The sequence below is a fragment of the Streptomyces sp. NPDC027189 genome (genome assembly GCF_055566975.1).
The window spans coordinates 291,960-304,014 of sequence record NZ_JBVHRI010000004.1 but is presented as its reverse complement, the minus strand read 5'-3'; the positions used below and the strand labels follow the sequence as shown (position 1 = coordinate 304,014).

Annotated in this window: 10 protein-coding genes; all 10 read left to right on the top strand. The window is 68.9% G+C overall.

Annotated features, from left to right (window positions below):
- Positions 1-3 precede the first annotated feature (3 nt).
- The 10 genes from ACZ4RZ_RS12295 to ACZ4RZ_RS12250 all read left to right on the top strand — a co-directional run bounded on the left by ACZ4RZ_RS12295 (position 4) and on the right by ACZ4RZ_RS12250 (position 12,025).
- The gene (locus ACZ4RZ_RS12295; protein WP_467743903.1) at positions 4-507 is read left to right on the top strand and encodes a sensor histidine kinase; all 504 of its coding nucleotides are present in this window, start codon (positions 4-6) and stop codon (positions 505-507) included.
- Positions 508-712: 205 nt separating this feature from the next.
- Positions 713-2,251 (top strand): bifunctional tetrahydrofolate synthase/dihydrofolate synthase, encoded by a 1,539-nt coding sequence (gene folC, locus ACZ4RZ_RS12290; protein WP_467743902.1) that lies wholly within the window; start codon positions 713-715, stop codon positions 2,249-2,251.
- 5 nt (positions 2,252-2,256) lie between these two features.
- Positions 2,257-2,658 (top strand): DUF4233 domain-containing protein, encoded by a 402-nt coding sequence (locus tag ACZ4RZ_RS12285; RefSeq protein WP_467743901.1) that lies wholly within the window; start codon positions 2,257-2,259, stop codon positions 2,656-2,658.
- 210 nt (positions 2,659-2,868) lie between these two features.
- A complete protein-coding gene (gene ndk, locus ACZ4RZ_RS12280; RefSeq protein ID WP_467743900.1) occupies positions 2,869-3,282 on the top strand; it encodes a nucleoside-diphosphate kinase in 414 nt (137 codons plus the stop codon).
- 374 nt (positions 3,283-3,656) lie between these two features.
- Positions 3,657-4,676, top strand: coding sequence for a rod shape-determining protein (locus tag ACZ4RZ_RS12275; protein ID WP_037747701.1), 1,020 nt, complete (start codon positions 3,657-3,659; stop codon positions 4,674-4,676).
- A gap of 251 nt (positions 4,677-4,927) precedes the next feature.
- Positions 4,928-5,866 (top strand): rod shape-determining protein MreC, encoded by a 939-nt coding sequence (gene mreC, locus ACZ4RZ_RS12270; RefSeq protein WP_467743899.1) that lies wholly within the window; start codon positions 4,928-4,930, stop codon positions 5,864-5,866.
- An 18-nt stretch (positions 5,867-5,884) separates the two neighbouring features.
- The gene (gene mreD, locus ACZ4RZ_RS12265; protein WP_467743898.1) at positions 5,885-6,556 is read left to right on the top strand and encodes a rod shape-determining protein MreD; all 672 of its coding nucleotides are present in this window, start codon (positions 5,885-5,887) and stop codon (positions 6,554-6,556) included.
- A 212-nt stretch (positions 6,557-6,768) separates the two neighbouring features.
- Entirely contained in the window at positions 6,769-9,024 is a 2,256-nt protein-coding gene (gene mrdA, locus ACZ4RZ_RS12260; RefSeq protein ID WP_467743897.1) for a penicillin-binding protein 2, read from the top strand.
- Between the two features lie 69 nt (positions 9,025-9,093).
- The gene (gene rodA / locus ACZ4RZ_RS12255; RefSeq protein WP_467743896.1) at positions 9,094-10,293 is read left to right on the top strand and encodes a rod shape-determining protein RodA; all 1,200 of its coding nucleotides are present in this window, start codon (positions 9,094-9,096) and stop codon (positions 10,291-10,293) included.
- 217 nt (positions 10,294-10,510) lie between these two features.
- Positions 10,511-12,025: a CYTH and CHAD domain-containing protein gene (locus tag ACZ4RZ_RS12250; protein WP_467743895.1), complete on the top strand. Its 1,515-nt coding sequence runs from the start codon at positions 10,511-10,513 to the stop codon at positions 12,023-12,025.
- Positions 12,026-12,055 lie beyond the last annotated feature (30 nt).

Here is a 12,055-nt window from a genome sequence, read left to right as displayed (position 1 = left end):
TCCATGGTTCCTGGGGCCTTCGTCCGTCGTACGACGGACGGCTTCGAAGAACTGTCGGAGACCGCGCGCGGTGCCCATCAGATGTTGAACGAGATCATCGTCCAGCGGGGTGTCGACGGTGCGCCCACGCCCGGGCTGGACGCGTTGCCCGCGCTGGCGGCGGCGAGTGAGCGGGCCGGCAGCCCCGACGAGCTGCTCGTCGACGGTGCGGCGTACCGGCTGTCGCCGCTCCGCCAGGCCGCTGTGCACCGGGTGGTGCAGGAGTGCCTCACGAACGCGGCGAAGCACGCGCCCGGTGAGACCGTGCAGGTGCACGTCCTGGTCGCGGCGGGGCGGTTGCGGGTGGAGGTCCGCAACCGCGTGCCCGCCGTCGTGCCGTCCGCCCTGGTCTCCGCGGGGACCGGCACCGCCGGGATGGCGGAGCGAGCCCGCACGGTCGGCGGCTCCTTCTCGGCGGGGCGCCAGGACGGCAGGTACGAGGTGCTGACGGAGCTGCCGGCGAGGTAGAGGTTTCGCCCCCTCCGCCCTGATCGTGCGGTTCCCCGCGCCCCTTCAGAGGCGCGGGGAACCGCACGAACAACCCCCACCGGCCCGCAGCGAAGGAACAACCCAGCGGGGTCTGGGGCGCAGTCCCAGGTACGGGACGGGCAGGGGCGGAGGGGGCGAAACCCCCACACGCCCAGACACAGCGGCGGCTCCGTAGACTGGCCTCGTGAGTGACCTCCCCCCGCACGACAGCAGCGAGTCAGACGAGCCGGAGCCGCGCGATTCGCTCGGTCTCTTCGACGAGATCGTCGCGGCCGAGACCGACCGGGACCCCGACCTCGCGGTGATCGAGGCCGGCAGCCGCACCCTGCGCACGCAGGGCGCCGACGGCCGGCAGGCCGACGTCCCCGTCCGCCCGGCCGACCCCGAGGTCGACAAGGCACTGCGCGAGGTCGAGGCGGAGCTGGCGACCCGCTGGGGCGAGACCAAGCTGGAGCCGTCGGTCAGCCGTATCGCCGCGCTGGTGGACGTCCTCGGGGAGCCGCAGCGCGCGTACCCCTCGATCCACATCACGGGCACGAACGGCAAGACCTCCACCGCCCGCATGATCGAGGCCCTGCTGGGCGCCTTCGACCTGCGCACCGGCCGCTACACCAGCCCCCACGTGCAGTCGATCACCGAGCGGATCAGCCTCGACGGCGCCCCGATCTCCGCCGAGCGGTTCATCGAGACGTACAACGACATCAAGCCGTACGTGGAGATGGTCGACGGGCAGCAGGAGTACCGGCTGTCGTTCTTCGAGGTGCTGACCGGCATGGCCTACGCGGCCTTCGCGGACGCTCCCGTCGACGTAGCCGTCGTCGAGGTCGGCATGGGCGGCAGCTGGGACGCCACCAACGTCATCGACGGAGACGTCGCCGTCGTCACGCCCATCGATCTCGACCACACCGACCGGCTCGGCGAGACGCCCGGCGAGATCGCCACGGAGAAGGCCGGCATCGTCAAGCAGGACGCCACAGTCATCCTGGCGCAGCAGCCGGTGGACGCGGCCCAGGTGCTGCTGAAGAAAGCCGTCGAGGTCGACGCCACCGTGGCCCGGGAGGGCCTGGAGTTCGGGGTGGTCGCGCGACAGGTCGCCGTGGGCGGGCAGCTGGTGACGCTGCGCGGACTCGGCGGCGAGTACGAAGAGATCTTCCTGCCGCTGCACGGCGCCTACCAGGCGCACAACGCGGCCGTGGCGCTCGCCGCCGTCGAGGCGTTCTTCGGTGTCGGTTCCGCGCACGCCCAGCGGCTCGACATCGACACCGTCCGCAAGGCCTTCGCCTCGGTGACCTCGCCGGGCCGTCTGGAGGTCGTACGCCGCTCGCCGACCGTCGTCGTGGACGCCGCGCACAATCCGGCGGGCGCCCGCGCCACCGCCGAGGCCGTCAGCGAGGTCTTCGACTTCAGCCGGCTGATCGGGGTCGTCGGCGCGAGCGGCGACAAGAACGTACGGGGGCTGCTCGAAGCCTTCGAGCCGATCTTCGCCGAGGTCGTCGTCACGCAGAACTCCAGTCATCGCGCGATGGACGCGGACGAGCTGGCCGGGATCGCCGTGGAGGTCTTCGGCGAGGACCGGGTGCAGGTCGAGCCGCGGCTCGACGACGCGCTGGAGGCCGCGATCACGCTCGCCGAGGAAGAGGGCGAGTACGCGGGCGGGGGCGTACTGGTCACCGGTTCCGTCATCACCGTCGGCGAGGCCCGACTGCTCCTGGGGAGGGGCTGACCACTGTGCGTACGCTCTGTGCTTCCACGCTGATCGGCGAGTTCTTCGTCATCGGCTTCGCCGGGCTCGTCGCCATGAAGGACCCCGACCTTTCGACGTCCACGGTGTGGACGGTCTGCGGGGTCGTCATGGCGCTGAGCGTGCTGCTGTGCGGCATGATCACGCGGCCCGGGGGTGTCCAGCTCGGCTGGGCGCTGCAGATCGCGCTGATCGCGAGTGGGTTCGTGGTGCCGTCGATGTTCTTCCTGGGGGCGATCTTCGCCGCGCTGTGGTGGGCGTCGGTGCACTACGGGCGGAAGATCGACGAGGCGAAGGCGAGGTTTGCGGCGCAGGCGCAGGCGCAGGCGCAGGCGCAGGCGCAGGCGTCGGCGTCCACGCCGGCCGAGGCCGGGGGGAACCCGGCGTAGGGGTGGCCGTCGCGTTTCATCGCCCCCTCCGCCCCTACCCGTCCCGCATCCGGGGGCTGGCGCCCCCCAGACCCCCCGCTTCGGCCTGAACGGCCTCATCCTCAAACGCCGGACGGGCTGCAGGCCAAACGTCGGACGGGCTGAAAGGGCACCCGGCTACGCCCTGTAGCCTCGGTGACCCGCACACTTGTGACCTGAAGGAGCCACCCCGTGAGCCAGCGCACCCTCGTCCTTCTCAAGCCCGACGCCGTTCGTCGCGGCCTGACCGGCGAGATCATCAGCCGTATCGAGCGCAAGGCCGGCTGGCAGATCACCGCGCTGGAGCTGCGGACGCTGGACCAGGACACGCTGGAGCAGCACTACGGAGAGCACAAGGGCAAGCCCTTCTACGAGCCGCTGGTGGAGTTCATGGCGTCCGGGCCCGTCGTCGTGCTGGTCGTCGAGGGCGAGCGCGTGATCGAGGGCCTCAGGGCGCTGGCGGGTCCGACCGACCCGATCGCGGCCGCCCCCGGCTCCATCCGCGGCGACTACGGCGTGATCGTCCGCGAGAACCTGATCCACGCCTCCGACTCCGAGGAGTCCGCCGAGCGCGAGCTGAAGATCTTCTTCCCCGGCCGCGTCTGAGCGTCCTCCGGACATCGTCCGAAGCGTCGCACGGGGGTCGTTCGAAGCGCCGCGCGGACATCACGCCGAGATCAATTTTCCAACATTTTTTCTGAGGCACCGTCACGTCACTCGGATGCCTGACCTGGGACGGCCGATTCTTTTCGGTCGTCCCGTGGCATATGCGTGCCGATCGGGGGAACGCGTTCCCCCGATGGACCGTCTCCACAAGCGGGGCGGCTCGTCATCTGCTGACAATGGCGAAGACCCTCGCGCAGTGTTCGGGCAGGCGCGTCTACGATGGAAGCCTTCACGTCACTGCACCCAACTCGCCGTCCTAAAAAGCCGTCAAAGCTCCACTTGGGAAGGCCAGACGAATCCTGATGGGGAACTCAATGTCGTTCATCGGCCGTGACATGGCTGTCGACCTCGGGACCGCCAACACGCTGGTGTACGTCAGGGGTCGCGGGATCGTACTCAACGAACCGTCCGTCGTCGCGATCAACACCAACACCGGCGGGATCCTCGCGGTCGGCGCGGAAGCGAAGAAGATGATCGGGCGGACGCCGGGCAACATCGTTGCAGTGCGCCCGCTGAAGGACGGTGTCATCGCCGACTTCGAGATCACCGAGCGCATGCTCCGCTACTTCATTCTGAAGATTCACAAGCGGCGCTACCTCGCCCGCCCCCGTGTCGTCGTCTGTGTGCCCTCGGGCATCACGGGTGTCGAGCGCCGTGCCGTCATCGAGGCGTCGTCCCAGGCCGGCGCACGTCAGGTGCACATCATCGAGGAGCCCATGGCCGCGGCCATCGGATCCGGCCTGCCGGTCCACGAGGCCACGGGCAACATGGTGGTGGACATCGGCGGCGGCACCACGGAGGTCGCGGTCATCTCGCTCGGCGGCATTGTCACCGCCCAGTCCATCCGCGTCGCGGGCGACGAGTTGGACAACGCAATCATCCAGCACATCAAGAAGGAGTACAGCCTTCTTCTCGGTGAGCGGACTGCCGAACAGATCAAGATCACGATCGGTTCGGCGTACGACCTCGACAATGACGAACACACCGAAATCCGCGGCCGGGATCTTGTCTCCGGGCTGCCCAAGACCGTGGTCATCTCGGCGGCCGAGGTGCGCAAGGCGATCGAGGAACCCGTCAACGCCATCGTCGACGCCGTGAAGACGACCCTCGACAAGTGTCCGCCGGAGCTGTCCGGCGATGTGATGGACCGTGGAATCGTTCTGACCGGCGGCGGCGCCCTGCTGCGCGGCCTCGACGAGCGGCTGCGCCGCGAGACCGGTATGCCGATCCACATCGCCGAGGACCCGCTGGACAGCGTGGCGCTCGGCTCCGGCAAGTGCGTCGAGGAGTTCGAGGCGCTCCAGCAGGTCCTGGACGCCCAGCCGCGCAGATGAAGCAACACTTCGATTCCGCCGTACGAGATGAACCCTTCTCGTACGGCGGATCGTTGGTATGGAGGCATAAACTCCTCCGGCATAGAGTCATAAGCTCTCCCATAACAGCCCCCACACAAGCCCCACAACGGCCTCCACACCAGCCACGCACAACACCCCCCCATAACAGCCTCATCACACCCATGGGCGTTCTTCTGCTCGGGGTGCGCCCCTGTTGACCCAATCCAATGAGGAAGGCACGGCCGCCGCACGTGAGGGACACACGAGAGAGCCGGCTGCTCCTGGTGCTGCTGATCGCCATCGCGTTCGCACTGATCACGGTGGACATCCGCGGTGGGCAGGACTCACCGGTCGACGGTGCCCGCCAGGCCGCCGCGACGGTCTTCGGCCCGATCGAGAACGGGGTGTCGTCCGCGGTCGATCCCGTCGGCAACGCGATCTCGGCGATTCGCGACTCGGGCGACCGGCACGACCGCATCGCCCAACTCGAGCACGACAACGCCGCGTTGAAGGCGAAGCTCGGCAGCGACGACCGCAACCGCAGCCGCCTCAAGCAGCTCAACAAGATGATCAACGTGGCGGCCGAGGGCCAGTACGGCATCAAGGGTGCCGAGGTCATCGCCATAGGGGCGGCCCAGGGCTTCTCCTGGACCGTGACCATCGACGTCGGCGCCAACGACGGCATCAAGCGCGACATGACCGTGCTGAACGGGGACGGTCTGGTCGGCCGGGTCACCACCGTCGGGCCGAACACGGCCACCGTGCTGCTCGCCAACGACCCCGATTTCACCGTCGGTACGCGGATGGAAACGAGCGACGAACTCGGCTTCGCCTCCGGACAGGGCGACCGCCCGCTGCGGGTGGAACTGCTCAACGGCAAGGCGAAGATCAACAAGGGCGACCGTCTGGTCACCTTCGGCTCGCAGGCCGACAAGCCGTTCGTGCCCGGCGTCCCGGTCGGCGTGGTGTCCCGCGTGGACCCCTCCGGCGGCGACCTGACCCGCACGATCTACGTCAAGCCCTTCGTCTCGTTCACCAAGCTCGACATCGTCGGTGTCGTCGTACAAGCCCCCAGTAAGGACCCGCGCGACACCGTGCTGCCGCCGAAACCCAAGCCGACGCCCAGACCGACGGTGACCGTGACGGTCACCCCCTCGGAGTCCGTGTCCTTCGACGACCAGCAGCAGTAGCAGGAGGAGCCGAATCCCATGCGTTTCAACCGGATGCTGCTCTCCGCCACCCTGGTGGTCGTCGCCCTGGTGATCCAGGTGAGCGTGCTCGCCCGACTCCACCTCCCGGGCGCCGTCCCGGACCTGATGCTGCTGACCGTGCTGGCCCTGGCCATGGTCTACGGCCATGTCAGCGGCGCCCTCATCGGCTTCGGCGCGGGCCTGCTCGCCGACCTCGCCCCACCCGCCGACCACGCCGCCGGGCGCTATGCCCTCGTACTGTGCGTCATCGGATACCTCGCCGGACTGGTGAAGCCGGAGAACGGCCAGCTCAAGTCCGCGACCGGCCCGATGGCCGTGGTCGTCGCCGCCGCGGTCGGCTCCACCCTGCTGTACGCCGGTGTCGGCGCCCTCGTCGGCGACACCGCAGCCCGCCATGTCGGCCTCGGCAGCCTGCTGTTCACGGCAGCCCTGTACGACCTGCTGCTCGCGCCGTTCGTCGTCCCGGCGCTGATGGCCCTGGCCCGGCGCGCCGAGAACAATCCGCTCGCCGAGGCTGGCACATCCGCCAAGGCGGCCGACGTCTCCGCGGGCTGGCTGTCGTCCGGCACCGGGCTGCGCATCGGCAGGCAGCGCGGCGGATTTCGGGTGAAGGCCGCCAAGGCGCGCGTCGCCCGCGCGGGACGCATCAAGGGGGTCAAGCGGCTGTGAGGACAGGGGTGAGGACGGCGGTGAGGACAACTGCGCGGACACCTGCGAGTGCGGTTGCGCGCACAGCCGTGAGGAGAGCCGTGAGGACAGCCGTGCGGGGACCTCAAGCGCCGCTCGTGTCACGGAAGTTGGGCGACCGCGGCGTCGCCGCACACAGGTTCACCGTGTACTCGTATGTCTCGTACACACACTGAGAGGGGGAGGCAGCAGCAGTGACCAACATCCCCGAGACCGGTCGGACCCCACGGGTCCAGATCCGACTCGTCGTCATCCAGATTCTCGTACTCTCCCTCCTCGGCACCCTCGGCGGACGCCTCTGGTATCTCCAGATCCGCAACGGCGACGAGTACGCCAAGGAAGCGTCCGGCAACCACGTCCAGCAGGTCGTGCAGCCCGCCGTGCGCGGCTCGATCCTGGACGCGCGCGGGGTGCCGATCGCCGACAACGAGACCCGGCTCGTGGTCTCCGCCTCCCGTACCGACCTGCTGAAGATGAAGGACGACGGCAAGGCCGTCCTCACCAAGCTCGCCGGGGTCCTGGGCATGAAGCCCCAAGAGGTCATGGAGAAGGTGCGCCTCTGCGACGCCAAGACGCCGCAGCCCTGCTGGAACGGCTCGCCCTACCAGCCGATCCCCGTCACCGACGAGGCCACCACCCAGCAGGCTCTGCAGATCCGCGAGCGCTCCGAGGACTTCCCCGGCATCACCGCCGAGCCCGAGGCCGTGCGCCGCTACGCCGCCCCCGGCAAGTCCAACACCGCGCAGGTCCTCGGCTACCTCTCGCCCGTCACCGACGACGAGATCACCAAGGCCAAGGACAGCGACTCGCCCTACCTCCGCTCCGACCAGGTCGGCCGCAGCGGCCTGGAGCGCCAGTACGACAAGGAGCTGCGCGGCAAGGCCGGCGTCACCCGCTACGAGGTCGACAACCTCGGCCGGGTCATCGGCAAGGCCGAGAGCGACGCCGCCGAGCCCGGCTCCAACCTCGTCACCAGCATCGACTCCCGCGTCCAGCGCGTCGCCGAATACGAGCTGAACAACGCGATGAAGGTCGCCCGTCAACAGTTCGACAAGATCACCGGCGAGAACTACAAGGCCGACTCGGGCGCCGTCGTCGTGATGGAGGCCAAGACCGGCCGGATCGTCGCCATGGCGTCCGCTCCGACATACGACCCGAACGTCTGGGTCGGCGGCATCTCCGCCAAGGACTACAAGAACCTCACCGGGAAGAAATCCGACTACCCGCTGCTCAACAGGGCCATACAGGGTCAGTCCGCGCCCGGTTCGACCTTCAAGGTGGTCTCCACGGCCGCCGCGGTCGAGGCCGGCTACGAGTGGGACGGCGGCTACCCGTGCACCAGCTCGTACTCGGTGGGCGGTCAGGTCTTCAAGAACTTCGAGGGGGAGAGCTTCGGCCCGATCTCGCTCGGCCGCGCCCTGGAGGTCTCCTGCGACACCGTCTTCTACGGCCTCGCCGACAGGGAGTGGAAGAAGGACGGCGGCATCAACCCGAAGAAGGGCGAGCCCAAGGACTACTTCTTCAAGGCCGCCCACCAGTTCGGCCTCGGCAAGGAGACCGGCGTCGACCTGCCCAACGAGGTCACCGGCCGCGTCCCGGACCGCCAGTGGAAGGAGAGCTACTGGAAGGCCAACAAGGACGCCTGGTGCAAGACGGGTAAGAAGGACGGCAGTTACGTTGAGAAGATCGCGTACGAGAACTGCCTCGAAGGCAACAAGATGCGCGAGGGTGACGAGATCAACTACTCCATCGGCCAGGGTGACACCCTCGTCACGCCGATCCAGGAGGCCGTGATCTACGGCGCGCTCGCCAACGGCGGCACCATGTACCAGCCGACCATCGGCAAGGCGATCGTCAGCCCCGACGGCAAGACCGTCCAGGACATCAAGCCGAAGGCCAAGGGCAAGCTGCCGGTCAACAAGGCGGCGCTCAAGGGCATGGACGAGGCCCTCGCGGGCGTGGTCACCCGTGGTACCGCCGCCTGGAAGTTCGGCGGCTGGCCGCAGGACAAGATCGCGCTGCACGCCAAGACGGGTACTGCCGAGGTCTACGGCAAGCAGACCACGTCGTGGTTCTCCACGTACAGCAAGGACTACACGGTCGTCATGACGATCGCCCAGGCCGGTACGGGATCCGGCGCCTCCGGTGAGGCCGTGCGCAACATCTACAACGCGCTGTATGGCGTCCAGTCCGACGGCTCGATCGACAACAAGAAGGCCCTGCTGCCCACCCCGGAGAAGAGCCTGCCGAAGATCCAGTCCGACGGCTCGATCGACGCCCCGGCCATTTCCAAGGACCCGGCCAAGGACCAGCACGCCAGTGCGTCCCCCTCACCCGGGGCCACCGACCAGCAACTGCCCGCCGGTACGACGCCGTCGCCGACCGACAGCAACCGCGATACCCGTAGGCGCACGGCCCGCCCGAAGAAGAGGCGGAGGCTCCTGACATGACGACCGGAGCGACGCAGCGGCAGAGGAACCAGACATGACCAGAGTGACGAAGCGGCGGGGGAGGCTGACGTGACCGGAGCGAACAACTTCTCCGTCTCCGGATACGGACCCGAGCGTGCGCGCTGGACCCGCCTGTTCGCCCGCGACTCGCTCGCCCGCCGCCTCGACTGGCCGATACTCCTCTCGGCCATCGCGCTCTCGATGATCGGCTCGGCGCTCGTCTACTCGGCGACCCGCAACCGCACCGAGATCAACCAGGGCGATCCGTACTACTTCCTCATCCGCCATCTCATGAACACCGGCATCGGCTTCGGCCTGATGATCGGCACGATCTGGCTCGGCCACCGCACCCTGCGCACGGCCGTGCCGATCCTGTACGGCCTCTCGGTCTCCCTGATCCTGATGGTGCTGACCCCGCTGGGCGCGACGGTCAACGGCGCGCACGCCTGGATCGTCCTGGGCGGCGGCTTTTCCCTGCAACCGTCGGAGTTCGTGAAGATCACGATCATCCTCGGCATGGCGATGCTGCTGGCGGCGAGGGTCGACGCCGGTGACAAGCAGTACCCGGATCACCGCACGGTGCTGCAGTCCCTCGGCCTGGCCGCCGTCCCGATCATGATCGTCCTGCTCATGCCCGACCTCGGCTCGGTCATGGTCATGGTGATCATCATCCTGGGCGTACTGCTGGCGTCGGGGGCCTCCAACCGCTGGGTCTTCGGCCTGCTCGCCACAGGCGCTCTGGGCGCGATCGCCGTCTGGCAGCTCCACATCCTGGACGAGTACCAGATCAACCGCTTCGCCGCCTTCGCCAACCCCGACCTCGACCCGGCCGGCGTCGGCTACAACACCAACCAGGCCCGCATCGCCATCGGCTCGGGCGGCCTCTTCGGCACAGGCCTCGGCCACGGCTCGCAGACGACGGGCCAGTTCGTCCCCGAACAGCAGACGGACTTCGTCTTCACGGTCGCGGGCGAGGAGCTGGGCTTCGTGGGCGCGGGCCTGATACTGCTCCTGCTGGGCGTGGTCCTGTGGCGCGCCTGCCGCATCGCGCGCGAGACCACCGAGCTCTACGGCACGATCGTCGCCGCCGGCATCATCGCCTGGTTCGCCTTCCAGTCCTTCGAGAACATCGGCATGACCCTCGGCATCATGCCGGTCGCGGGCCTCCCACTGCCCTTCGTCTCCTACGGCGGCTCGTCGATGTTCGCGGTGTGGGTGGCGGTGGGGTTGCTGCAGTCGATCAGGGTGCAGCGGCCCATGTCGGCGTAGGGCGGGGTGGGGGTGGTGGGTCTTCGCCCCCTCCGCCCCTACCCGCAGCGTCCCTGGGGGCCGCTTTCAGGGGTGCGGGGAACTGCGCGACAAGCCCCACCCACCCGCAGCCGAAAGGCTGGTACGTGACGGGTAGGGGCGAAGGGGGCGAAAAACCGTTCCTTCCTGGCGGGCTCCGGCACTGCCATCCCGGCCCCGCTGCCACTAGATTCAGTTCATGGCGGACACAAAGCGCGAAATCGAGCGGAAGTACGAGGGCCCCCCGGCCGGCGACGACGCCGACCTGCCGGACCTGACCGGCGTCTCCGGAGTCTCCGGCGTCATCGACAAGGGCGTGGCCGAACTGGACGCCACCTACTACGACACGCCCGACCAGCGGCTCGCCGCAGCCTCCATCACCCTCCGCCACCGCACCGGCGGAGCCGACGCGGGCTGGCACCTCAAACTCCCCGTCTCCGAGGGCGTGCGTGACGAAGTCCACGCACCGCTCTCCGACGACCTGCCCCAGTCGCTGAAGGGCCTCGTACGCTCCCGCGTGCGCGATGCGGAACTCGTCCCCCTCGTCCGCCTGCGGTCGACCCGCGACATCCGCCACCTCGTGGACGCCGATGGCGCCCTGCTCGCCGAGGCCAGCCTCGACCGCGTCCGCGCCGAGCGGCTCAGCGGTGACGAGGGCACCGCCGAGTGGACCGAGATGGAGGTGGAGCTGGCCGACGACGGCGACCCGGCTTTCCTCGACAAGGTCGAGAAGAAGCTCCGCAAGGCCGGACTGCGCCGGTCCACGTCGCCGTCCAAGCTGGCCAGGGCGCTGGAGGAGACCGGCGGCAAGAAGCAGCACGAGACGATCGTGGAGCAGCCTCCGGCGACCGCCGGGGACCATGTACTCGCCTATGTCCGTGCCCAGCGCGACGCGATCGTGGAACTCGACCCAGCGGTCCGCCTCGAGGTGGAGGACTCCGTGCACCAGATGCGCGTCGCCACCCGCCGGATGCGCAGCACCTTCCGCTCGTACGGCAAGGTCCTGGACCGTGCCGTCACCGATCCGATCGCGGACGAGCTGAAGTGGGTTGCCGGCGAGCTGGGCGTCGACCGCGACCAGGAGGTACTCACCGAGCGGCTCACGGCGGCGCTCGACGAGCTGTCGCACGCCCTGGTCGTCGGCCCGGTCCGCAACCGCGTGGAGACCTGGTCCCGTGATCGGCGCAGCGGCTCCAGGGACCGGCTGATCGCCGTACTGGACGGCAAGCGGTACCTGGACCTGCTCTCCGCGCAGGACACGCTCCTCGCGGAGCCCCCCCTGCGCCAGGCGGCCGCGAGCGATCCGGAGAAGGTGCTCGCCAAAGCCGTACGGAAGGAGTTGAAGAAGGTCTCCGCCCTGGTGGAGCAGGCCCTCGACCTGCCGCCCGGCACCGACCGCGACCACGCGATGCACGAGGCCCGCAAGAAGGCCAAGCGCACCAGGTACGCGGCGGAGGCTGCGGCTCCCGCGCTGGGCAAGCCCGCCGAGTCCCTGGTCAAGTCGATGAAGTCATTGCAGAGTCTGCTCGGCGAACACCAGGACAGCGTCATGGCCCGTGACAGTCTGCGCGAAATCGCGGAGCTGGCGTACGCGGCGGGAGAGAGCTCCTTCACGTACGGGGTGCTGTACGGGCGCGAGGAGCAGCGGGCGGCGGCGGTCGAAGCCGCGCTGCCGGAGGCCTGGGAGGCCATCGAGGGGCAGGGAGCGGTCTGACGGTCCGGGGGGTCCCTCCGGCCGCGTTAC